Annotated in this window: 24 protein-coding genes; 11 read left to right on the forward strand and 13 right to left on the reverse strand. The window is 72.5% G+C overall.

Annotated elements, in window-relative coordinates:
• Window positions 1–32 precede the first annotated feature (32 nt).
• Window positions 33–1,448, forward strand: coding sequence for an alpha,alpha-trehalose-phosphate synthase (UDP-forming) (locus D0Z67_RS12945; protein WP_107059672.1), 1,416 nt, complete (start codon window positions 33–35; stop codon window positions 1,446–1,448).
• Between the two features lie 14 nt (window positions 1,449–1,462).
• Here the strand turns inward: D0Z67_RS12945 and D0Z67_RS12950 are convergent, their stop codons facing one another.
• Genes D0Z67_RS12950 through D0Z67_RS12965 form a run of 4 tightly spaced genes read right to left on the reverse strand, consistent with a single transcriptional unit; the run spans window position 1,463 to window position 4,222 of the window.
• The gene (locus tag D0Z67_RS12950; RefSeq protein WP_051888202.1) at window positions 1,463–1,774 is read right to left on the reverse strand and encodes a hypothetical protein; all 312 of its coding nucleotides are present in this window, start codon (window positions 1,772–1,774) and stop codon (window positions 1,463–1,465) included.
• Window positions 1,774–2,634: a trehalose-phosphatase gene (otsB, locus tag D0Z67_RS12955; protein WP_031184035.1), complete on the reverse strand. Its 861-nt coding sequence runs from the start codon at window positions 2,632–2,634 to the stop codon at window positions 1,774–1,776. The genes D0Z67_RS12950 and otsB overlap by 1 nt, the downstream gene beginning before the upstream one ends.
• A 36-nt stretch (window positions 2,635–2,670) precedes the next feature.
• Window positions 2,671–2,895, reverse strand: a complete 225-nt coding sequence (locus D0Z67_RS12960; protein ID WP_031184034.1) for a DUF3263 domain-containing protein — start codon at window positions 2,893–2,895, stop codon at window positions 2,671–2,673.
• 46 nt (window positions 2,896–2,941) lie between these two features.
• The gene (locus tag D0Z67_RS12965; protein ID WP_476726703.1) at window positions 2,942–4,222 is read right to left on the reverse strand and encodes an ABC transporter substrate-binding protein; all 1,281 of its coding nucleotides are present in this window, start codon (window positions 4,220–4,222) and stop codon (window positions 2,942–2,944) included.
• A gap of 108 nt (window positions 4,223–4,330) precedes the next feature.
• Between D0Z67_RS12965 and D0Z67_RS12970 the strand changes: the two genes are divergently transcribed.
• From D0Z67_RS12970 to D0Z67_RS12980, 3 genes are all read left to right on the forward strand, one after another.
• Complete coding sequence (locus D0Z67_RS12970) at window positions 4,331–5,275, forward strand: ROK family protein (RefSeq protein WP_031184032.1); 945 nt, start codon at window positions 4,331–4,333, stop codon at window positions 5,273–5,275.
• On the forward strand, window positions 5,275–6,429 hold the full coding sequence (nagA, locus tag D0Z67_RS12975; RefSeq protein WP_031184031.1) for an N-acetylglucosamine-6-phosphate deacetylase: 1,155 nt from the start codon (window positions 5,275–5,277) through the stop codon (window positions 6,427–6,429). Before D0Z67_RS12970 ends, nagA begins: the two co-directional genes overlap by 1 nt.
• 118 nt (window positions 6,430–6,547) lie before the next feature.
• Window positions 6,548–7,477 carry a 1-phosphofructokinase family hexose kinase gene (locus D0Z67_RS12980; protein WP_031184030.1) on the forward strand — a complete coding sequence of 310 codons (930 nt, stop codon included), beginning with the start codon at window positions 6,548–6,550 and terminating at the stop codon, window positions 7,475–7,477.
• Between the two features lie 13 nt (window positions 7,478–7,490).
• On the opposite strand, the gene D0Z67_RS12985 is transcribed toward D0Z67_RS12980, so the two are convergent.
• On the reverse strand, window positions 7,491–8,414 hold the full coding sequence (locus D0Z67_RS12985) for a CBM35 domain-containing protein (protein WP_031184029.1): 924 nt from the start codon (window positions 8,412–8,414) through the stop codon (window positions 7,491–7,493).
• 153 nt (window positions 8,415–8,567) lie between these two features.
• On the reverse strand, window positions 8,568–10,220 hold the full coding sequence (cdgB, locus tag D0Z67_RS12990) for a diguanylate cyclase CdgB (protein ID WP_031184028.1): 1,653 nt from the start codon (window positions 10,218–10,220) through the stop codon (window positions 8,568–8,570).
• A gap of 387 nt (window positions 10,221–10,607) precedes the next feature.
• Here cdgB and D0Z67_RS12995 point away from each other — a divergent pair, with 387 nt between their 5' ends.
• A complete protein-coding gene (locus D0Z67_RS12995; protein ID WP_107059685.1) occupies window positions 10,608–11,099 on the forward strand; it encodes a flavin reductase family protein in 492 nt (163 codons plus the stop codon).
• 50 nt (window positions 11,100–11,149) lie between these two features.
• Window positions 11,150–11,617 (forward strand): GNAT family N-acetyltransferase, encoded by a 468-nt coding sequence (locus D0Z67_RS13000; RefSeq protein WP_031184026.1) that lies wholly within the window; start codon window positions 11,150–11,152, stop codon window positions 11,615–11,617.
• Here the strand turns inward: D0Z67_RS13000 and arfB are convergent.
• Window positions 11,614–12,042, reverse strand: coding sequence for an alternative ribosome rescue aminoacyl-tRNA hydrolase ArfB (gene arfB, locus D0Z67_RS13005; RefSeq protein WP_031184025.1), 429 nt, complete (start codon window positions 12,040–12,042; stop codon window positions 11,614–11,616). The genes D0Z67_RS13000 and arfB overlap by 4 nt on opposite strands.
• Window positions 12,043–12,225: 183 nt before the next feature.
• On the opposite strand from arfB, the gene D0Z67_RS13010 reads away from it, so the two are divergent.
• Both D0Z67_RS13010 and D0Z67_RS13015 read left to right on the forward strand, forming a co-directional pair.
• Window positions 12,226–12,801 (forward strand): TerD family protein, encoded by a 576-nt coding sequence (locus tag D0Z67_RS13010; RefSeq protein WP_031184024.1) that lies wholly within the window; start codon window positions 12,226–12,228, stop codon window positions 12,799–12,801.
• 123 nt (window positions 12,802–12,924) lie between these two features.
• Window positions 12,925–13,425, forward strand: a complete 501-nt coding sequence (locus D0Z67_RS13015) for a hypothetical protein (RefSeq protein WP_031184023.1) — start codon at window positions 12,925–12,927, stop codon at window positions 13,423–13,425.
• Here the strand turns inward: D0Z67_RS13015 and D0Z67_RS13020 are convergent.
• Window positions 13,422–14,114, reverse strand: a complete 693-nt coding sequence (locus D0Z67_RS13020) for a pentapeptide repeat-containing protein (protein ID WP_051888200.1) — start codon at window positions 14,112–14,114, stop codon at window positions 13,422–13,424. The two genes, D0Z67_RS13015 and D0Z67_RS13020, sit on opposite strands and share 4 nt — an antisense overlap.
• Window positions 14,115–14,208: 94 nt before the next feature.
• Between D0Z67_RS13020 and D0Z67_RS13025 the strand changes: the two genes are divergently transcribed.
• Window positions 14,209–15,726, forward strand: a complete 1,518-nt coding sequence (locus D0Z67_RS13025) for an MFS transporter (protein WP_031184021.1) — start codon at window positions 14,209–14,211, stop codon at window positions 15,724–15,726.
• On the opposite strand, the gene D0Z67_RS13030 is transcribed toward D0Z67_RS13025, so the two are convergent.
• Together D0Z67_RS13030 and D0Z67_RS13035 are read right to left on the reverse strand one after the other, a co-directional pair.
• Window positions 15,715–16,197 (reverse strand): GNAT family N-acetyltransferase, encoded by a 483-nt coding sequence (locus D0Z67_RS13030; protein ID WP_031184020.1) that lies wholly within the window; start codon window positions 16,195–16,197, stop codon window positions 15,715–15,717. The genes D0Z67_RS13025 and D0Z67_RS13030 overlap by 12 nt on opposite strands.
• A gap of 14 nt (window positions 16,198–16,211) precedes the next feature.
• Complete coding sequence (locus D0Z67_RS13035; protein ID WP_051888198.1) at window positions 16,212–16,877, reverse strand: rhomboid-like protein; 666 nt, start codon at window positions 16,875–16,877, stop codon at window positions 16,212–16,214.
• A gap of 144 nt (window positions 16,878–17,021) precedes the next feature.
• Between D0Z67_RS13035 and D0Z67_RS13040 the strand changes: the two genes are divergently transcribed.
• Window positions 17,022–18,089: a right-handed parallel beta-helix repeat-containing protein gene (locus D0Z67_RS13040; RefSeq protein WP_031184018.1), complete on the forward strand. Its 1,068-nt coding sequence runs from the start codon at window positions 17,022–17,024 to the stop codon at window positions 18,087–18,089.
• Between the two features lie 59 nt (window positions 18,090–18,148).
• Window positions 18,149–19,174 carry a methyltransferase gene (locus tag D0Z67_RS13045; protein ID WP_031184017.1) on the forward strand — a complete coding sequence of 342 codons (1,026 nt, stop codon included), beginning with the start codon at window positions 18,149–18,151 and terminating at the stop codon, window positions 19,172–19,174.
• 88 nt (window positions 19,175–19,262) lie between these two features.
• On the opposite strand, the gene D0Z67_RS13050 is transcribed toward D0Z67_RS13045, so the two are convergent.
• Genes D0Z67_RS13050 through D0Z67_RS13060 form a run of 3 tightly spaced genes read right to left on the reverse strand, consistent with a single transcriptional unit; the run spans window position 19,263 to window position 20,360 of the window.
• Window positions 19,263–19,586, reverse strand: a complete 324-nt coding sequence (locus D0Z67_RS13050; RefSeq protein WP_030804500.1) for a TcmI family type II polyketide cyclase — start codon at window positions 19,584–19,586, stop codon at window positions 19,263–19,265.
• 38 nt (window positions 19,587–19,624) lie between these two features.
• Window positions 19,625–20,101, reverse strand: a complete 477-nt coding sequence (locus tag D0Z67_RS13055) for an SRPBCC family protein (RefSeq protein WP_031184016.1) — start codon at window positions 20,099–20,101, stop codon at window positions 19,625–19,627.
• A gap of 1 nt (window position 20,102) precedes the next feature.
• Window positions 20,103–20,360 carry a phosphopantetheine-binding protein gene (locus D0Z67_RS13060; RefSeq protein WP_031184015.1) on the reverse strand — a complete coding sequence of 86 codons (258 nt, stop codon included), beginning with the start codon at window positions 20,358–20,360 and terminating at the stop codon, window positions 20,103–20,105.
• Window positions 20,361–20,369: the final 9 nt, after the last annotated feature.

Here is a 20,369-nt window from a genome sequence, read left to right on the forward strand (position 1 = left end):
TGAGCGTTTGAGGGCCGGGCTAGGTTGAGGCCATGGCTACGCAGGGTGCTGAGGTGCTGGTCGCGTCCAATCGCGGCCCGGTTTCGTACACGGTGGGTCCCGACGGAGAGCTGGGCTCCCGCCGGGGCGGCGGCGGTCTCGTCTCGGGGCTGTCGGCGATCGGTCCGGACACGGACGCGGTGTGGGTGTGCGCCGCGCTCGGGGACGGCGACCGGGAGGCGGTGCGGCGCGCGGACGGCGGGCTGCTGCCGGCGGAGGACACCGGCGGGCAGCGGGTGCGGATGCTGGACATCGACGCGGAGGTCTACGCCGACGCGTACAACGGGATCGCCAACTCCGCGCTGTGGTTCGTGCACCACATGATGTACCAGACGCCGCTGGAGCCGGTGTTCGACGCGGAGTTCCGCCGGCAGTGGGACGCGTACCGCGCCTACAACCAGGCGTTCGCCGAGGCGCTGGCCGAGGAGGCGGCGCCGGGGGCGGCGGTGCTGATCCAGGACTACCACCTGGCGCTGGCGCCCCGGATGCTGCGCAAGCTCCGGCCCGATCTGCGCATCGGGCACTTCTCGCACACGCCCTGGGCGCCGCCGGACTACTTCCGCCTGCTCCCGGACGACATCGCGGCCGAGCTGCTCACCGGCATCCTGGGCGCGGACCGGGCGGCCTTCCTGACCCGGCGCTGGGCGGACGCGTTCACCGACTGCTGCCACGCGGTGCTGGGTCCGGGCATCCCGTCGGGTACGGAGATCGGGGTGCACGGTCTCGGCGCGGACGCGGAGTTCCTGCGGGAGCGGGCGCACCGGGCCGACGTGGACGAGCGGATGGCGGCGCTGCGGGAGCAGATCGGTGAGGGGCGCCGGTCGATCGTCCGGGTGGACCGTACCGAGCTGTCCAAGAACATCGTGCGCGGGCTGCTGGCGTACCGGCGCCTCCTGGAGGACCACCCGGAGTGGCGCGAGCGCGTGGTGCACGTCGCCTTCGCCTACCCCTCCCGCCAGGACCTCGCCCTGTACCGCTCCTACATGGACGAGGTACGCCGGGTCGCGGAGGAGATCAACTCCGAGTACGGCACGGAGGGTTGGACCCCGGTCCTGCTCCACCTCGACGACGACTTCGCCCGCTCCCTGGCCGCGTACCGCCTCGCCGACGTCGCCCTGGTGAACCCCATCCGCGACGGCATGAACCTCGTCGCCAAGGAGGTCCCGGTCGTCTCCGACGAGGGCGTCGCCCTGGTGTTGTCCCGCGAGGCAGGCGCCTACGAGGAACTGGCCGAGCACGCGATCACCGTCAACCCCTACGACATCGTCGGCACGGCCGAAGCCCTCCACGAGGCCCTGACCCTCCCGAACTCCGCCCGCGCCGAACGCTCCAAGCACCTGGCCGACGCGGCCACGGCCCTTCCCCCCACCAAGTGGTTCCTGGACCAGCTGAACGCGCTGCGGGGCTGAGCGGCGGTACGCACCTAAGCTGCGCCGGCCCCGGCCCGCAGGTAGCGGCCCCAGATCCGGGCCTTGCGGTAGGGGCCGGCACCGTCGCCGTCGTACTGCGGAGAGTCGAAGGTCACCCAGTACAGCAGCTCACCGCTGAGCGCATGGGCGTGTTCGTTGGGTTCGGGCGCGCCCATGGGGTCGATCGTGCCGGTGAACTCGACCTGCCAGGGACCGTCCCAGTCAGGGTCGCGCACGACCGTGACCCGGCTGCCCGGCGCCAGCGCGTCCGCCGGCCAGGCGGGGCCGCCGGTGTCGCCCTCGGGAGCCGGCCGGTGTCCGGGCATCAGCCGCTGTGCCGCGCCAGGCCGTCGAGCAGGTTCACCACCCCTGCCGGGCCGTCCACCACGAGGTCCGCTCGTTCCGCCAGTTCTGTGACCTCGCTGCTGCCGCTGCACACCAGGAGGGACGGGATGCCTTCGGAGCGGAGTTTTTCGAGGGCTGCGAAGGCGGGGAGGTCGCCGAGGTCGTCGCCGGCGTAGAGGACGGACTCGGCGCCGGTGGCGCGGAGGTGGTTCAGGAGGGCTACGCCCTTGTCCATGCCCGGGGGGCGGAGTTCGAGGACGAGGCGGCCGGGTTCGACGATGAGGCCGTGGCGGGTGGCGAGGTCGGTGAGGGGGGCGCGGAGGGTGGCGAAGGCGGCCTCGGGGTCCTCGGCGCGGCGGGTGTGGACGGCGACCGCGCGGCCCTTCTCCTCGATCCAGGTGCCGGGCCAGGCGCCGGCCCGGTCCAGCACGCCGGGGAGTTCCGCGCGGACGGCGGCGATGCCGGGGTGCGGGGCGGGCGCGGTGACGTCGCCGGTCGCGGCGTCCCAGCGCTCGGCGCCGTAGTGGCCGAGGACGACGAGGTGCTCCAGGCCCGGGACCCCGGCGAAGCCGCCGTTGCGGACCGCGACCCCGGCCGGGCGGCCGGTGACCACGGCGACGGAGGCGACCTTCGGCGCGAGCGCGGCGAGCGCGGGCACCGCGCCGGGGTGGGCGCGGGCCCGATCGGGGTCGGCGACGATGGGGGCCAGCGTGCCGTCGAAGTCCAGGCCGATCACGGCGGTGCGCGGCCGGTCCAGCAGCGCCCGCAGACCGTCGCGGCCCGCCTGGGTCTGAGGGACCGGCAGCGCGCTGTCCTCGGCGGTGATGTCAGGGATGCCCATGGAGCGACACTATCCGCGCCGGGCCCCCCGCACGCCTCAGCGTTCCGACCTTCTCGTCTCGCGGACCCGGCGCAGCCGGTTGACCGTCACCGGGTCGTGCGCGAGGGCCCGCTCGTCGTCCAGCAGGGCGTTGAGGAGCTGGTAGTAGCGGACCGGGGCGAGACCGAGCTGCTCGCGGATGGCGCGCTCCTTCGCGCCGGGGCCGGGAAAGCCCCGGCGCTCCAGCGCGAGGATCGCCTTCTCACGGCTGCCGAGTTCCATGCCGGCAACCGTAACCCCGACCCCTGACATCAGGCCGACAGCGGGCTCAGCCCTGCGACTGGGCCGTGCTGTCGGCGGCCGTCGCGGCGGACTGGAGCCGGGTGAGGACGCCCGCGGGGCTGCCGTCGGGGGAGACGGCCTGTCCGATGTCCTTCTTCACGGCGGCGCTGACCGCCGCCCAGGAGGTCTTGTTCACCGGGTACTGCTCGGCGGTGGGCAGCTGGTCGAGGAAGGCGTGCAGCGGCACGTCGCTCTTGGCGTCCGACTGGCTCATGGCCTCGGAGGCGGAGGTGGTGACGGGCAGCAGGCCGTACTTGCGGGAGAAGTCCAGGACGTTCTTCTGCTCGTACACGAAGTCCAGGAAGCTGCCGATCTCGCGGGCGTGGCCGTTCTGCTTGAAGGCCAGCATCCAGTCGGTGACGCCCATCGCGGCCCGCGCCCGACCGGTACGGCCCGGCGAGGGGACCATGCCGAACTTCACGCCCTTGGCCTCGGCCTGCCGGATCAGCGTGGGGTGCCCGTTGAGCATGCCGACCTGCCCGTCCGCGAACGCGGCGAACGCGGCGGCCCGGTTGAGCCGGCCCGGCGCGACGGGCCCGGTGAGCCCCTTGCCCACCAGATCGTCCTTGAGCCAGCTGAAGGTCTCGCCGTTCACCGCGGAGTCGATCGTGTACGTGCCGATGTCGTCGGTGTAGCCGCTGCCGCCGCTGAGCAGCCACTGCATGGTCTCGGCCTGCGCCTCCTCGGGACCCAGCGGCAGCGCGAAGGGGTACTTCACGCCCTTGGCCTTGAGCGACTCGGCGTCGGAGGCCAGCTCGTCCCAGGTGGTGGGCGGGGTGATGCCGGCCTGCTGGAACAGCGTCTTGTTGTAGAAGAGCACGCGCGTGGAGGCCGCGAACGGCATCGCGTACGGCGTGTGGTTCCAGTCCCCCGCCTCGGCGAGCTGCGGCACGAAGTCGGCCTGGGTGCCGATGGAGAGGGTGTCGGACATCGGGTAGAGCTTCCCGGCGGCCGCGTAGTCGGCGTACGCGCCGATCTGGGCCATGTCGGGGGCGTTCCCGGAGTCGACCATCTCCTTGACCTTGGCGTCGACGTCGTTCCAGGAGTAGACGCTGACCTGGACCTTCACCCCGGGGTGCTTCGCCTCGTAGGCGTCGGCCAGCGCGGCCCAGTACTTCTTGGAGCTGTTGGCGGCGGAGTCGCCGTAGTCGGCGGCGACCAGCTTGAGGGTCGTGTCCGAGGAGCCCGTGCTCCCACAGCCGCCGAGCGTCGCCGTCATCCCCAGTGCGGACACCACCGCGATCGTTCCTGCCGTACGCCGACGCACCCTCAAAGCCCCTGTCCCCTTGGTCAGACCATTCGATCTCGAACGCATAAGGTCTACACCACGTAAGTGGACTAGACCTCTCGTGGGTCGGCGGGTCACACTGGGCCGGTGAGACATGTCATCGCCCTGGACGTGGGCGGTACCTCGATGAAGGCCGCGCTCGTCGGCGAGGACGGCGCGGTGCTGCACCACGCCCGCCGCGAGACGGGCCGCGAGGGCGGGCCGGACGCGGTCGTCGAGGGCCTCCTCGCCTTCGCCGCCGACCTGCGCGCGCACGGCGCCGAGCACCTCGGCGCCCCCGCGCTCGCGGCCGGCGTCGCCGTCCCCGGCACCGTCGACGAGGCGACCGGCACCGCCCTGTACTCGGCCAACCTCGGCTGGCGCGACGTACCGCTGCGCGCGCTGCTCGCCGAGCGGCTCGGCATGCCCGTCGCCCTCGGCCACGACGTGCGCACCGGCGGCCTCGCCGAGGGCCGCGCCGGGGCCGGCCGGGGCGCGGACCGCTTCCTGTTCGTCGCGCTCGGCACCGGCATCGCCGGGGCGATCGGGCTGGCCGGCGGGGTCGAGGCGGGCGCCAACGGCTTCGCCGGGGAGATCGGCCACATCGTCGTACGCCCCGGCGGCCGCCCCTGCCCCTGCGGCCAGACCGGCTGCCTGGAGCGGTACGCCTCCGCCGCCGCCGTCGGCACCGCGTGGGCACGGCTGAGCGGGCGCCCGGACGCCGACGCCGCCGACTGCGCGCGGGCCGTCGCCGCCGGGGACCCGGACGCGGCCCGCGTCTGGACCGAGGCGGTCGACGCGCTCGCCGACGGCCTCGTCACCGCGCTCACCCTGCTCGACCCCGGCACACTGATCGTCGGCGGCGGGCTCGCCGAGGCCGGTGACGTGCTGTTCCGGCCGCTCGGGGCCGCCATCGAGCGGCGGCTCACCTTCCAGGCCGCGCCCGTCCTGCTCCCGGCCGCGCTCGGCGACGGCGCCGGCTGCCTGGGCGCGGCGCTGCTCGCCCAGGACCTGCTCCAGCACATCCCCCAGACCACGGAGGTACGCACCTGATGGCCGACAACAGCGCACGCCCGCTGGTGCTCACCGGCGGCACCGTGGTGCTGCCCACCGGCGAGGTGCCCGGCGGGCAGGTCGCCGTCGACGGCCGCCGGATCGCGGAGCGCGCGCCCGAGGGCGCCGACGTGCTCGACGTGACCGGGCACTGGGTGGTCCCCGGCTTCGTGGACCTGCACAACCACGGCGGCGGCGGAGCGGCCTTCTCCGGCGGCGCCGAGGCCGCGCTCACCGCCGTCCGTACGCACCGCGAGCACGGCACCACCACGCTGGTCGCCTCCACCGTCACCGACGACCTGGACGTCCTGGCCCGCCAGGCCGGAATCCTGGCCGAGCTGGCCGAGCAGGGCGACATCGCGGGCGTCCACTTCGAGGGCCCGTTCATCTCCCCGTGCCGCAAGGGCGCGCACTCCGAGGCGCTGCTGCGCGACCCGGACCCGGCCGAGGTCCGCAAGCTGGTCGACGCGGCGCGCGGCCACGCGAAGATGGTCACCCTCGCCACCGAACTGCCGGGCGGCCTGGACTCCGTACGCCTCCTCGCCGAGCACGGTGTGATCGCGGCCGTCGGGCACACCGACGCGAGCTACGAGCAGACGGTCGCCGCGATCGACGCGGGCGCCACCGTCGCCACCCACCTCTTCAACGCGATGCCCCCCATCGGCCACCGCGACCCCGGCCCGATCACCGCGCTGCTGGAGGACGGCCGGGTCACCGTCGAGCTGATCAACGACGGCACCCATCTGCACCCGGCCGCACTGCAGTTGGCCTTCCACCACGCGGGCGCCGGGCGGGTCGCCTTCATCACCGACGCGATGGACGCGGCGGGCTCCGCCGACGGCCGCTATCTGCTCGGCCCGCTGGAGGTCGAGGTCCAGGGCGGCGTGGCCCGGCTGGTGGAGGGCGGCTCGATCGCGGGCTCCACGCTGACCCTGGACCGCGCCTTCCGGCGGGCGGTCACCGTGGACGGGCTCCCGGTCGCGGACGTGGTCCGGGCGCTGTCGGCCAACCCGGCCCGGCTGCTCGGCATGGCGGACCGGGTGGGCTCGCTGGAGCCCGGCAAGGACGCCGACCTCGTGCTGCTGGACGCCGACTTCGCGCTCAAGGGCGTCATGCGCCGGGGCGAATGGGTGATCACGCCCCAACTGCCCTGATCCGTACCCGGCTTCGAAAGACGGCGTCCGTCCCTCAACTGGGCCGGACGCCGTCTCTTTGGCATGATCGGGGCCCCGGAAGCCGAGGTGTACGGACCATCGAGGGAGGTCGGACCGGGTGATCCTGACGGTCACGCTGAACACCGCTCTCGACATCACGTACCGCGTGCCGTCGCTGCGCCCGCACGCCGAGCACCGGGTGTCGGAGGTCGTGGAGCGGCCCGGCGGCAAGGGTGTCAACGTGGCCCGGGTGCTGGCCGCGCTCGGGTACGCGGTGACGGTCACCGGGTTCGCGGGCGGCCCGACCGGCCAGGTGCTGCGCGAGCGGCTCGCGGAGACGCCGGGGATCACGGACGCGCTGGTGCCGGTCGCCGGACCGACCCGCCGCACGATCGCCGTGGTGGACCAACTCGTCGGCGACACGACCCAGTTGAACGAGCCCGGCCCGCACATCGGCCCCGCCGAGTGGGCCGCCTTCCTGCGCGCCTACGACACCCTCCTCGCGGACGCCTCGGCGGTCGCCCTCTGCGGCAGCCTGCCGCCGGGCGTGCCGGTGGGCGCGTACGCGGGGCTGATACGGGTGGCCAGGACGGCCGGGGTGCCGGTGCTGCTGGACACGGGCGGGGAACCGCTGCGGCGCGGGATCGCGGCCCGGCCCGACATCGTCAAGCCCAACGCGGCGGAACTGGCCGAGCTCACCGGCTCCCACGAGCCGGCCCGCGCCACCCGCGACGCCCGCCGCCGGGGTGCCCAGGCCGTGGTCGCCTCCCTGGGCGCGGAAGGACTGCTGGCCGCGACCCCGGAGGGCCACTGGCGCGCCGCGCCGCCCGCCCGGCTGCGCGGCAACCCGACCGGCGCGGGCGACGCGGCGGTGGCGGGTCTGCTGTCCGGCCTGGTGGACGGCCTGACCTGGCCCGACCGTCTCACCCGCGCCACCGCCCTGTCGGCGGCGGCCGTACTGGCGCCCACGGCCGGGGAGTTCGACCCGGCGGACTACGCACGCCTGCTGGCGGCGGCCACGGTGACGGACGAGGAGTCGGCGGCGTGAAAGCCCCTCCGGGCTAGCCGCGCCAGCCCTTCTCCAGCCAGAACTGGTCCAGGTTGACGTCGCACTGGTTGCCGCTGCCGCAGGAGATGCTGATGGTGTTCGAGCCCTTCTGGAGCTGGAGGTTGGCCCAGGTGTGGGTCCAGCCGCGCTCCCAGTCGCCCTCGGGGGCGTGGGCGAAGTTCGACATGTTCAGCGGGCGGTTCTGCGAGGTGCCGTTGATCGTCAGCGTGGTGTTGGCGTCCTTGCCGGGCACGCCGTAGTTGACGTTCAGCGTGTACTTGCCGGGCTTCGGCACGTCCACCGTCCAGGTCACCGACGCGCCGGGCTGGTTCAGGCCGCCCACGTAGGAGCCGCCCGCCGACTTCGCGCCCTTGACGTCGGAGGCCGGGGCGGCGCCGCCCGCGAGCTGTACCGCGTCGTCGACCGCGTCGGCCTTCGGCAGCTCGCCGGCCTCGCCGGTGCTGGTCGCCTTCGGGCTCGGCGGGGCCTCCTGCGACTGGGTCGGGGACGCGTCCGCCTGGTTGCCGTTCTTGTCGTCGGAGTCGCCGTTGAGCATCGCGATGCTGATGCCGATGACGACCGCGGCGACCACCGCGATGGCGCCGATCAGCAGACCCTTGGTGTTCGGCCCGCGCCGCCCGCCGCCACCGCCGCCGCCGTGCGACGACTGCCGGGGGGCGGGAGCGCCGCCGGGCATCGTCTCCGGGGCCTGGTAGTGGGCCGCCGTCGTCTGCCCGTAGCCACCCTGCTGCTGCGGGGCGGTCTGCTGCGGCTGGCCGTACCGGCGCTCACCGACCGGGCGCACCCTGTTGACCGCGTTGGGGTAGCCGTAACCGCCGGACGGCGGCTGGGCCCCCCGGGCCTGGCCGTCGGCGTACAGGTAGCCGAACGGGTCGTCTTCCTCGGGCTTGCTCGCGCCGTTGTCGCCGGGCGTCATCCCTGGGTACTCCTCAACAAGTGCGGGCGGGCGGGGTACGGGGTTGGAATGGCGAGCCTACCCTCCCGCACACCCCGATTCGCTCGGACAGGGGACCCCCGAACGGGCGCCCGAAGCGCGGAGCCCAGCACTGTCAGCGCACTGACCTGCGTTTCACCCGGCACGCCGATGCTGTTTGGGACGAGATCGTTTCTCAACGTACATCCGCTCGTCGGCGGACTTCAGGACTTCGTCGGCCGTCATCCCGCAGTGCGCCCAGCCGATGCCGAAGCTGGCGCCCACCCGGACCGCCCGCCCCTCGGCGCGGATCGGCTGGATGATCTCGTTGCGCAGCCGCACCGCGAGGTCGGCGGCGTCGGCCTGGCCGAGGCCGTCGGCGAGGATCACGAACTCGTCGCCGCCGAGCCGGGCCACGGTGTCGCCGTCCCGCAGGCCCGCGCTGAGCCGCCGGGCCACCTCGATGAGGACCGCGTCACCCGCGTTGTGCCCGAAGCGGTCGTTGATCGACTTGAAGCCGTCGAGGTCGCAGAAGAGGACCGCGAGCCCCTTGGTGCCGTCGTCCGGGCCCTGCTCGGGGGCGACGGTGTGCACATGGTGGTCGAAGGCGTCGTACGCCTCCGCGCCCGGCGCGAAGTCGAAGCCATGGGCGTCGCCGGCGCCGGCCGGGTGGCCGTAGGCGGCGTCCAGGGAGTCCAGCGCGTCGAGGTGGGCCGGGCGGCGGCACAGCCGGGCGGCGAGCCGGGAGCGCAGCTCGGCGGAGTTGGGCAGCCCGGTCAGGGAGTCGTGGGAGGCGCGGTGGGCGAGCTGGAGCTCGCGGCGCTTGCGCTCCTCTATGTCCTCGACGTGGGTGAGCAGGAAGCGCGGGCCGTCGGCCGCGTCGGCGACCACCGAGTTGCGCAGCGACACCCACACATAGCTGCCGTCGCGCCGGGCGAGCCGCAGCTCGGCCCGGCCGCCCTCGGCGGAGGTGCGCAGCAGGGTGCCGATGTCCTCGGGGTGGACGAGGTCGGAGAAGGCGTAGCGGCGCATCGCGGAGGCGGGCCGGCCGAGGAGGCGGCACAGGGCGTCGTTGGTGCGCAGGATGCGGCCGTGCTGGTCGCCGCCCATCTCGGCGATGGCCATGCCGGAGGGGGCGTATTCGAACGCCTGGCGGAAGGATTCCTCACTGGCGCGCAGGGCCTGCTGGTCGCGCTCCAGGCGGACCAGGGCGCGCTGCATGTTGGCGCGCAGGTGGGCGTTGCTGATGGCGATGGCGGCCTGGAAGGCGTACATCTGCAGGGCCTCGCGGCCCCAGGCGCCGGGGCGGCGGCCGGTGAGGGGGCGGTCGACGGATATGACGCCGAGCAGTCCGCCGCGGGCGCCGCCCTGGGCGCCGGGGGCGTACATCGGGGCGAAGAGGCGGTCACCGGGGTGCCACTCGTCGGGGACCCGGGGGGCGGGGCCGTCGGTGTACCACTGGGGGACGTCGTCGTCGTCCAGGACCCAGCCCTCGGTGTGCGGTATGAACACCAGGTCGCCCCAGAGTTCGCCCATGCCCAGCCGGCGGTCCCAGGACTCGCGGGAGCCGGTGCGGCCGGTGATGAGGGCCTCGGCGGCGGAGTTGCCAGAGACGGCGGCGACGACGAGGTCGCCGTCGGGGCGGACGAGGTTCACGCAGGCCATCTCGTAGCCGAGGGCGCCGACCGCGCCGTCCGCGACGATCTGGAGGGTGTCGGCCTGGCTGCGCGCGGTGTTCATCTCGGCCATGACCTGGTGCAGCTGACGCAGTGACGTCAGAGGGACGTACGGCTCCTGATCGGTCTCCATGCTCGCCCTCCCCCTGCTGTCCACAGGCTTTCCGCCACTGAATCACAGCGCGCTGCTCACTCGGTACACAGGGTCAACAATTCCGTACTCCTTGTGACTCAAGTCACAGGAGAACTTGAACAATTGAGTGCAGTTTCCGCACTTTCCCGTTGCGTTCTCCGATCGCAAAGGCTGCGAACTTGCGCATATGCCGCCGGCCGGTCCGGGGCGGGTGCTTCCCGCACAGGTCCGGTCCTTTGGTCCTAGGTCCCGGCTGGGCCGGAGGCCCGATGCGGCGGGCACCGGCGGCCGATTAGCGTTTCCGGCGTGCTGAACCCTCCCTCCCCCACCGCCGCGGCCGCTTCTGTGCATGCTGAGGGGGTGAGCGACGACGAGTTCCGGGCCGCGATGTCCCGGCTGGCCGCGGGCGTGGTCCTGGTGACCGCGCAGGAACCGCCGCTGGACCCCGACGACCCGCACGCGCCGGGCGGCGAGGACGCGGGCATGACGGCCACGGCCTTCATGTCGGTCTCGCTGGACCCGCCGCTGGTGCTGGTCAGCCTGCGCACCGGGTCCCGGATGGACGACCTGCTGGACGAGCAGCCGCTCTGGGCGGTGTCCGTCCTCGCCGACCACCAGCGGCAGATCGCGGGCCGCTTCGCCATGAAGGGCCGGGTCAGCGACCGACTCCTCTTCGCCGACCTCGCCTGCGACCGCGGCGAGGTCAGCGGCGCCCCGCTGATCCCGGACGCGCTCGCCACCCTGGAGTGCCGCACCGAGCAGCGTGTCGAGGCCGGCGACCACACCCTGGTCATCGGCCGCGTCCTGACGGCCCGCGTCCCGAGCGCGGAGGGCGGCCCGCTGCTGTACTACCGGGGCCGGTACCGGCACTTGGGCTGAGGCCCGTAAATAGGGGGCGTCCGGCGGACCGCCCCGCCTAGGGTGCGCGCATGTCACTCCGTCTTGCCGAGGTCACATCCGCGAACCTGGAAACCGCTCTGGCCGTCCGCGTACGGCCCGACCAGGAGCACGCCGTCGAACCGGTCGCGCACTCGCTCGCCGAGGCGTACGTGCGTCCCGCCGGGGTGGCCTGGCCGCGGCTGATCCTCGACGGGGACGAGACGGTCGGCTTCCTGATGGCCTTTCTGGACATCGACTGGCGCGCGGACGGCGGCAGCCTGCGCCGCTCCGGACTGTGGCGGCTGAACATCGACGCAGCCCGACAGGGCAAGGGCTACGGGCGGTTCGCCGTGGAGTCGGTCGCGGCCGAACTGCGGCGGCGCGGCTGCGGGGAGCTGTACGTCACCTGGCATCCGGGGGCGGACGGCCCCGGGGAGTTCTACCGCCGGCTCGGCTTCCGCACGACCGACGAGACCAGCGGGGGCCAGACGGTCGGGGTGCTCGACCTCGGGGTCTAGCCCCAGTCCCGGCCCGAGCGGCCCCGCTTGGTGTCCGCGCGCTGCTTCTTCTCCCTGAGCCGGCGTTCGTTGATGCCGCGTGGGATGCGGGTGGGGCGGCGGGGCTTGGGCGGGGGTGCGGTGGCCTCGGCGAGGAGGGCGGCGAGGCGTACGGCGGCGGTCTCGCGGTTGCGCCACTGGGAGCGGTGCTCGGAGGACCGTACGACGATCACACCGTCCACCAGGCGGGTGGCCAGGCGTTCCAGCGCGCGTTCCTTCCACACCGGGGGGAGCGCTTCGGTGCGGGCGAGGTCGTAGCGCAGCTCCACCTGGGAGTCGCTGGTGTTGACGTGCTGGCCGCCGGGCCCGGAGGACCGCGAGAAACGCCAGGTCAGCTCGGCCTCGGGAAGCGAGACCGAGCCACGGATGAGATAGGGCCCGGACATGTGTCCCATGTTCCCGGCTCCGGGCACCCCGAGTCACCCCGATTTCCGGCACACCTGCCGAGGGCTTTCGGGCAGCTCGGTAAAAAAGGTAAAGCGGGCGGAACCTGAGGGACCCCTCCCGCCGTTCTAACCGGTGACGTAGCTTCGTCGGCAAGATACTCAAAAGGGAAGGGACTCCCAATCATGGCTGTAAGCCTGTCCAAGGGTGGCAACGTCTCGCTCACCAAGGAGGCTCCGGGCCTGACGGCCGTCACCGTGGGCCTCGGCTGGGACGTCCGCACCACCACCGGCACGGACTTCGACCTTGACGCCTCCGCCATCGCGGTCAACGGCCAGGGCAAGGTCTACTCCGACCAGCACTTCGTCTTCTTCAACAACAAGCAGACGCCGGACAGCTCCATCGTCCACACCGGCGACAACCGCACGGGCGAGGGCGACGGCGACGACGAGGCGATCAACGTCAACCTGGCCGCTCTCCCGGCCGACGTCGAGAAGATCGTCTTCCCGGTCTCCATCTACGACGCCGAGAACCGTGGCCAGAACTTCGGCCAGGTCCGCAACGCGTACATCCGCATCGTCAACCAGGCGGGCGGCGCCGAGCTCGCCCGCTACGACCTCTCCGAGGACGCGGCCACCGAGACCGCCATGGTCTTCGGCGAGCTGTACCGCAACGGCGCGGAGTGGAAGTTCCGCGCCGTCGGCCAGGGCTACGCCTCCGGCCTGGTCGGCATCGCCCAGGACTTCGGCGTGAACGTCTGAGAACGCCTGCCACCGGCTCCGGGGTTCGCCCCCGGGGCCGGTTGCGGCTTTTCCCGGGCCGGAGCCCCGCTCGCCGAACTGGCCGGGCGGGCGGGTCGAACCTCCGCCGTGGGACCATCTGACGTGCTCGACATCGGCTACGCGCTCTCCAACCGCTTCCCGGACCCCCCGCAGACGGACTACCGGCGGGCGGATGTCCGGGCGCTTCGGCACGATCTGTTCTGTGGGGACGTGTATCTGGCCGACACGAAGTCGGACCGGGAGTTGTCCACAGCCTGGGGATGGGTGCCGGTGCTGGACTTCGCGTGGGCGTTGTGCGACATCGCGGAGCAGTTGGACAAGGACCCGAGGGGCTCGCGTGCCTCCCGTCCGCAGCGCGCGGAGCTGGACTTCACCGAGTCCACCGACCGCATGCTGTTCGAGCGCCGCTTCGGCTGGGTGGACATCGAGTCGGACTGGATGCCCGCCGAGGAACCCCCGCTGAGCTTCTCGCACGCCGAGTTCCGCCGGGAGGCCCGGGACTTCCTGCACGACGTCATCGCGGACCTGACCGACATGCACGAGGACCTCGCCGAGAACCCCGCGATCTGGACCCTCCAGGCCCGCTACCCCCGTATCTCCTAGGCTCCCTCCACCTTGATCCCCAGCTCCGCCGCCAGCAGCGGGGCGAGGTCCAGCAGCTGGCCCGTGCCGATCAGGGCGCCCGAGAGCCGGTCGAGGCCGCGGGTGATCTCCAGTGGAGCGGCCCCCCGCAGGTCGACGTCCTTCAGGGTGGCGCGGGAGAGGTCGGCGGACTTCAGGGCGCAGTCGATGAACTCCACCCGCTCCAGCCGGGCCCCGCCGAAGTCCGGCTCCACCAGCACGCAAGACTCGAAGACCACGTCCTTCAGCCGCGCCTCCCGCAGGTTGAGGAAGTCGAGCTTGCCCCCGCGCACCACCACCCGCTCCAGCACCGCCCCGTGCAACTGGGCGCCGCCGAGCCGGGGCGAGCGGAACTCCACGTCCCGGAAGGTGGCCTCGGCGAGTTGCGTACCCACCCCCCGCACCCCGTCGAGCACCGAGTCCAGCACCCGCGCCCGCCCGAGCCCGGTCTCGTCCAGTACGCACCCGGTGAGCACGCAGTCCATGAACCGCGCGCCCCCGCCCTGCTGCCCCGACAGGTCGGCCCGCTGGAACTCCAGCCCGTCGTAGTCCCCGTCCCGCTCCAGCTCCGCGTCCGCCCAGGGAGCGAGCGGCGGCAGCCGCAAATCCGGCCGCCGCGCACCCCGTACCGCCGGGCCGCCGCCCGTGCCCGTAGCCCGCCTCGTCACCATGCGCCCATGCTGCACCCCCGCACTGACACCGCCCTCCCCCGAGCACCCCTCCGACGCGGATGCGGCACGCACCGATCCATGGTCTTCTGGCCAGATGAGCATCGGCCGAACGGGTGAGCGCGGTCCGGTCCCCGCCGGAACCGAGGCAGCCGATCCCCGCCGCTGGTGGGGCCTCGTCGTGATCGCGCTGGCCCAACTGATGGTGGTGCTGGACGCGACGATCGTGAACATCGCCCTGCCCTCCGCGCAGCGCGCCCTGCACATGTCCGACGGCAACCGGCAGTGGGTCATCACGGCCTACACCCTCGCCTTCGGCGGGCTCCTGCTGCTGGGCGGCCGGATCGCGGACCTGGTGGGGCGCAAACGCACCTTCGTCATCGGCCTGATCGGCTTCGCGCTGGCCTCCGCTCTGGGCGGCGCGGCGGGCAGTTCCGGAATGCTGTTCGGCGCCCGCGCCCTCCAGGGCGTGTTCGCGGCCCTGCTCGCGCCGTCCGCGCTGTCCCTGCTGACCACGACCTTCACCGACCCGCGCGAACGCGGCAAGGCGTTCGGGATCTACGGGGCGCTCGCGGGCAGCGGCTCGGCGATCGGGTTCATCCTGGGCGGGCTGCTCACCGAGTACCTGAACTGGCGCTGGTGCCTGTACGTCAACGTGCCGATCGCGGTCGTCGCCGTCCTCGGCGCCTTCGCCCTGCTGCACGACCGCCCCGGCCACGGCGGCACCGCCCGGCTCGACGTGCCCGGCGCGGTGCTCGGCTGCGGCGGTCTGGTGGCCATCGTCTACGGGTTCAGCGAGGCCGAGCCGCGCGGCTGGACCGATCCGCTGGTGCTGGCGCTGTTCGCGGTGGGCATCGCGCTGCTGGCGGTGTTCGTGTGGTGGCAGAACCGGGCACCGGACCCGCTGCTGCCGCTGCACATCGTGCGGGACCGCAACCGCGCGGGCTGCTTCCTCACCATGCTGCTCGCGGTGATCGGCATGTTCGGGCTGTTCCTGTTCATGACCTACTACCTCCAGGTCATCCTCGGCTACTCCCCCGTCCGCGCGGGCCTCGGCTTCCTGCCGCTGACCGCCGCGATCATCATCGGCTCGACCCAGATATCGGCGCGGCTGCTGAACCGGGTGGCGCCGCGCATGCTGATGGTGCCGGGCATGCTGCTGGCCTGCGCGGGGCTGCTGCTGCTCACGCGGATGACCGTGCACTCGTCGTACACCTCGGAGATCCTGCCGGCGCTGCTGCTGCTCGGGCTCGGCATGGGCCTCACCTTCATGCCGGTGTTCGCCACCGCCACGGCCGGGGTCGCCCCACGCGACTCCGGGGTCACCTCGGCGACCGTCAACACCGCCCAGCAGGTCGGCGGCTCGATCGGTACGGCCCTGCTCAACACCGTCGCCACCACCAGCGCCGCCGCCTATGTCACCGCCCACCTGCGCAGCCCGGCCGACCGGGCCACCGTGGTCCCGGCGGGCGTGGTGCACGGGTACACGGTGGCCATCTGGTGGGCGGCCGCGGTGATGCTGCTGGCCGCCGTGGTGGCGGGGCTGATGGTCACGACGAAGCCGCCCCGGCACGGGGTGTCCGCGCAGGCGCAGGTGCGGGAGTCAGTCGGCTGAGCGGGCCAGGTCCGCCAGGGCGTCGTCGGTGAGGCGGTACACGGTCCACTCGTCCTGGGGGCGGGCGCCGAGCTTGTCGTAGAAGCCGATGGCGGGGCGGTTCCAGTTCAGCACCGACCACTCCAGGCGCTCGTAGCCGCGTTCGGCGCAGATCCGGGCCAGCCCGGTGAGGAGGGCCCGGCCGTGGCCGCCGCCGCGTGCGGTGGGGCGGACGTACAGGTCCTCCAGGTGGATGCCGTGCACTCCGCGCCAGGTGGAGAAGTTCAGGAACCACAGCGCGAAGCCGGCGGGCTCGCCGGTGGTGTCGTCCACCGCGAGGTGCGCGTACGCCGCCGGGCGCTCGCCGAACAGCGCCTGGTGCAGCTGCGCCTCGGTGGCCCGCGCCTCGTCGGGCTCCTTCTCGTACTCGGCCAGCTCGCGGATCATCGTGTGGATGACGGGGACGTCGTCGGGGCGCGCGGTACGGATCATGCCCGGCAGCGTAGTCAGCCGGACGGCGCGGCCCGGCTCCGGAACGGCTTCCACGTACTCCCCCGGTCCCGCGTCAGCGGATAGCAGGCCAGCCCGATCAGCGCGGCCAGCGCGTGCCCGACGTCGGTGAAGGTCCGGCCGTCGACGAGGGGGACGGTGTAGACGGCGAGCAGCACCGCGAGGTACGCGTACCGCCAGGGCGGCGCGATCCGGTACGTCAGCACGCCCATGACCCCCGCGAGGGCGTAACTCACCCCGATATCGAGCGTGTTCACAGCCGAAGCCGGAGCATGCCCGTCGTTTATCGCCCTCAGCAGCGCCAGCTCGCTGATCAGCGTGGCCAGCACATGCGCCGCCACGCACACCACCACCCACCGGACCGTCCCCAGCCACCGCTCCGCCTGCGCGTGAAACACGCTGTACGCCACCGCGTACGGCAGCCAGCGCCCCCCGTCGATCCACATCCCACTCGTGATCAGCACCCGCACCGGGTTCTGCGACAGCTCATGAATATTGGTCGATCGCTGCCGCAAGAACTCCTTCTCGAACTCCGGCGACATGTGATGCATAGCCACAGTGGTCACAAAAAGCACCCCCAGCCACACATAGGTCCCGGGCGCGGACCGCACATAGGCCACGACCGCCCGGAACCCTCGTCGCACTCCGCCGACCCGGCTCACACCGCCAGTATGGGCGGCCGGATGCGCCGGGGCCCGGCGAGCCTCCGGTCGGCCCGGTAGGCCGATCGGGTGACCCCTCACAGACACGCCCCCGGACGGACCATCGCGCGGAATACCGGATGAAACGGTCATACCGTACGCGGTATGAAGAGATGTCACCTCGTATATCTCGCCTGTAGCGCGGCGCTCGTGAGTGCGGGTGTGGGGGCGGTCCCGGCGGCCGCCGCTCACCAGACGCTCGTGGTCCGTCCGGGCGGGTCGATCCAGAAGGCCGTCGACGCCGCGCGGGCCGGGGACACCGTGCTGGTGCTCGCCGGCACCTACCACGAGAGCGTGCAGATCGGCACGGACCGCATCACGCTGCGCGGCGCGGGCGCCCGTACGATCGTCAAGCCCGCCGCCGTCAAGACCGGCAAGGACGCCAACACCTGCGCCCAGAACGGCAACGGCATCTGCGTCCTCGGCACCAAGAAGAAGGACGTCCGGGACGTCACCGTCGCCGACCTCACCGTCACCGGGTTCGCCCGCGCCGGCGTCTTCGGCATGGCGACCGACCGCATGACGGTCCGCCATGTGCACGCCGTCGACAACGACACCTGGGGCATCGCCCAGGAGCGCTCCACGGGCGGTGTGTTCCGCGAGAACGTCGCCGAGCGCAACGGCGACGCCGGACTCTTCCTCGCCAACACCATCAAGGAGGAGGCAGGGGCGTACGACGCGGGAGGCGCCCTCGTCGAGCACAACCGCCTCGACGACAACCGCATCGGCGTCACCGTCCGCCGCCTGCGCGACGTCAACGTGCAGGACAACGGCATCAGCGGCAACTGCGCCGGTGTCTTCGTCGTCGGCGACGAGAACACCCCCAAGGCCGGTCACCTCACCGTCGCCCGCAACCGCGTCACGCAGAACAACAAGTCCTGCCCGAAGACCGAGCGCCTGCCCGCCCTCCAGGGCTCCGGCATCGTGCTGACCGGTGTCGAGCAGACCCGCGTGACCGGCAACTACGTGCGCGGCAACGCCGGCAAGTCCCCGCTCTCCGGCGGCATCGTGCTCTTCAAGAGCATGGTCGGCACCCTCGGCGAGAACAACCGCGTCGACGGCAACACCCTGTCGGCCAACGCCCCCGCGGACCTGGTGAACACCGACACGGGCAAGGGCAACCGGTTCGAGCGCAACTCCTGCCGGGCCTCGAAGCCCGCGGGCCTGTGCTGACCGCCCGCCCGCTGCCCATCGATGACCGAAGAAGGCCGAAGAACGAGAAAGGGCGGCAGATGACAACCGCTGAGACAGCCCCACCGCCCCCCATGCGCCTGCGCGAGCTGGTGTTCGGGGCGGCCTGCGCCGCCGCCGTCCGGGCCGCCGCCCGGCTCGGCGTGGCCGACGCCCTCGGGGACGAGCCGAAGACCGTGGAGGACCTGGCGGCCTCGGTGAAGACCGAGCCCAAGCCGCTGCGCCGGCTGCTGCGCGCCCTGTCCTGCTACGGCGTCTTCGCCGAGCACCCGGACGGCACCTTCGCGCACACCGACATGTCCCGCCTGCTGCGCGAGGACGACCCCAACAGCCTCCGTGCCATCGCCCTGTGGTGCACCGAGCCGTGGACCTGGGACGCGTGGCCGAAGCTGGACGAGGCCGTGCGCACCGGGGACAACGTCGTGGAGTCCCTCTACGGCAAGGAGTTCTTCACCTACCTCAACGAGGACGCCCCCGAGTCCGCGGACGTCTTCAACCAGGCCATGACCCGCTCCAGCGAGCAGTCGGCCCGCGAGGTCGCCGCCCTGCTCGACCTGTCCGGCGCCGACTCGGTGGCGGACTGCGGCGGCGGCCAGGGCCATGTGGTGGCCTGCCTGCTCGACAAGTACCCGACGATGCGCGGCAGCCTGCTGGACCTGCCCCGCGTGGTCGAGAACGCCCTGCCCCGCCTGCGTACCGGCGACCTCGCCGACCGCGCCGAGATCGTGCCCGGCGACGTGCGCGCCTCGGTCCCGGTGAAGGCCGACGTCTACGTCATCAAGAACATCCTGGAGTGGGACGACGAGAGCACCGCCCGGCTGCTCGGCAACGTCACCGCCGCGGGCGGCCCCGGCACCCGCGTCATCGTCATCGAGAACCTCGTCGACGACACCCCCTCGATGCGCTTCAGCACCGCGATGGACCTGCTGCTCCTGCTGAACGTGGGCGGCGCCAAGCACACCACCGAGTCCATGACCGGCCGGCTCACCTCGGCGGGCCTGGTCGTGGACGACATCCGTCCGGTCAACCCGTACCTGCACGCCTTCGAGTGCCACGTCGCCGGCTGACGCGGACCCGTACGGCGAAGACCGGCCGCCGGGCCCGCGACGCTGCGGGCCCGGCGGCCGGTGGTCTTCCTAGGACGGAGCCGGACGGCTAGTCGCGCTCCCAGACGTAGAAGCGCTCGGCCATCGCGTCCTTCGGGGAGCGCCAGGTCTCCGGGTCGTACGCGCTGACGTACGCCGACAGGCGCTCGCTGATCCCGCGGAACTCCGGGTGGCCGGCCACCTTGGCGATGGCCGGGGCCGGGTCGCTGTCCGACTCGACGAGGTGCATGTACACATCGCCGAACTGGAACAGGCTGCGGCGGCGCACCCCGACGAGGTGCGGCAGCTCGCCCCGGTCCGACTCCGCGAAGATCTTGGCGATGTCCTGGGCCGAGCCCGGTGCCATCCGGGCCACGATCAGTCCCTGGTGCATGGCAGGTGTCCTCTCTGGCCTCTTCGGCCGCTCGCCGGTCAGTCGGCCAGGGCCGGGGCGGGGCGGTCCCCGGCGGCCTGCTGGATCTTGTCCCGGATGAGCGCCATCTGGACCTTGGAGTTGCGGTTGATGTTGTCGGTCATCCACTCGTCGTCGACCGGCGCCTCGGGCTTCATGGCGAAGTCCTGGGTCCACACCATCCGGGTGCCGGCCGGCACCTCCTCGTACGCCCAGTGGATGTCCATGTGGGCGAAGGGGCCCGTCTCCACGCGGCGGGCGCGGACGGTGCGGTTCTCGCGGTCCGGCTCCCGCTCGGAGACCCAGCTCCACACGGTGCCGTTGTCGTCCGGGTGCATGGTGAGCCGGAACGTCGTCTTGCGGCCCTCACGCTTGATGACCTCGACGGACGCGTACTCGCTGAACAGCTGCGGCCAGTTCTCCAGGTCGTTGGTCATGTCCCAGACCAGGTCGAGCGGAGCGGCGATGGTGATCTCGTTCTTGGTGTGTCCGGCCATGTCAGGCTCCTGCCATCAGTGCGCTGTTGACGAGGTCGAGGAACGCCCGCGGCGTCTTGCAGCGCTCGGCGTCCGGGGGCATCGGGGTGCCGTGCCGGTTCTCCAGCTCGCCGACGATGCCCAGCAGGCCGAGCGAGTCGAGACCCAGCGACTCGAAGGGGGTCTCGGGCTGCTCCCGCAGCAGTTCCGGGGTGACGGTGATGCCCGCCGCCTTCTTCATGAGGGCGGCCAGTTCTTCTTCGGTGATCTGCGCGTTCATGCCGTTCTC

The organism is Streptomyces seoulensis (assembly GCF_004328625.1).
Taxonomy (GTDB): domain Bacteria; phylum Actinomycetota; class Actinomycetes; order Streptomycetales; family Streptomycetaceae; genus Streptomyces; species Streptomyces seoulensis.

Excerpts from the sequence above, each read along its gene's own strand:
- D0Z67_RS12945 (WP_107059672.1), top strand. The coding sequence starts at position 33 with ATGGCTACGCAGGGTGCTGAGGTGCTGGTCGCGTCCAATCGCGGCCCG.
- D0Z67_RS12950 (WP_051888202.1), bottom strand. The coding sequence starts at position 1,774 with ATGCCCGGACACCGGCCGGCTCCCGAGGGCGACACCGGCGGCCCCGCC.
- otsB (WP_031184035.1), bottom strand. The coding sequence starts at position 2,634 with ATGGGCATCCCTGACATCACCGCCGAGGACAGCGCGCTGCCGGTCCCT.
- D0Z67_RS12960 (WP_031184034.1), bottom strand. The coding sequence starts at position 2,895 with ATGGAACTCGGCAGCCGTGAGAAGGCGATCCTCGCGCTGGAGCGCCGG.
- nagA (WP_031184031.1), top strand. The coding sequence starts at position 5,275 with ATGGCCGACAACAGCGCACGCCCGCTGGTGCTCACCGGCGGCACCGTG.
- D0Z67_RS12985 (WP_031184029.1), bottom strand. The coding sequence starts at position 8,414 with ATGACGCCCGGCGACAACGGCGCGAGCAAGCCCGAGGAAGACGACCCG.
- cdgB (WP_031184028.1), bottom strand. The coding sequence starts at position 10,220 with ATGGAGACCGATCAGGAGCCGTACGTCCCTCTGACGTCACTGCGTCAG.
- D0Z67_RS12995 (WP_107059685.1), top strand. The coding sequence starts at position 10,608 with ATGTCCCGGCTGGCCGCGGGCGTGGTCCTGGTGACCGCGCAGGAACCG.
- D0Z67_RS13000 (WP_031184026.1), top strand. The coding sequence starts at position 11,150 with ATGTCACTCCGTCTTGCCGAGGTCACATCCGCGAACCTGGAAACCGCT.
- arfB (WP_031184025.1), bottom strand. The coding sequence starts at position 12,042 with ATGTCCGGGCCCTATCTCATCCGTGGCTCGGTCTCGCTTCCCGAGGCC.
- D0Z67_RS13010 (WP_031184024.1), top strand. The coding sequence starts at position 12,226 with ATGGCTGTAAGCCTGTCCAAGGGTGGCAACGTCTCGCTCACCAAGGAG.
- D0Z67_RS13020 (WP_051888200.1), bottom strand. The coding sequence starts at position 14,114 with ATGGTGACGAGGCGGGCTACGGGCACGGGCGGCGGCCCGGCGGTACGG.
- D0Z67_RS13025 (WP_031184021.1), top strand. The coding sequence starts at position 14,209 with ATGAGCATCGGCCGAACGGGTGAGCGCGGTCCGGTCCCCGCCGGAACC.
- D0Z67_RS13030 (WP_031184020.1), bottom strand. The coding sequence starts at position 16,197 with ATGATCCGTACCGCGCGCCCCGACGACGTCCCCGTCATCCACACGATG.
- D0Z67_RS13040 (WP_031184018.1), top strand. The coding sequence starts at position 17,022 with ATGAAGAGATGTCACCTCGTATATCTCGCCTGTAGCGCGGCGCTCGTG.
- D0Z67_RS13045 (WP_031184017.1), top strand. The coding sequence starts at position 18,149 with ATGACAACCGCTGAGACAGCCCCACCGCCCCCCATGCGCCTGCGCGAG.
- D0Z67_RS13050 (WP_030804500.1), bottom strand. The coding sequence starts at position 19,586 with ATGCACCAGGGACTGATCGTGGCCCGGATGGCACCGGGCTCGGCCCAG.
- D0Z67_RS13055 (WP_031184016.1), bottom strand. The coding sequence starts at position 20,101 with ATGGCCGGACACACCAAGAACGAGATCACCATCGCCGCTCCGCTCGAC.
- D0Z67_RS13060 (WP_031184015.1), bottom strand. The coding sequence starts at position 20,360 with ATGAACGCGCAGATCACCGAAGAAGAACTGGCCGCCCTCATGAAGAAG.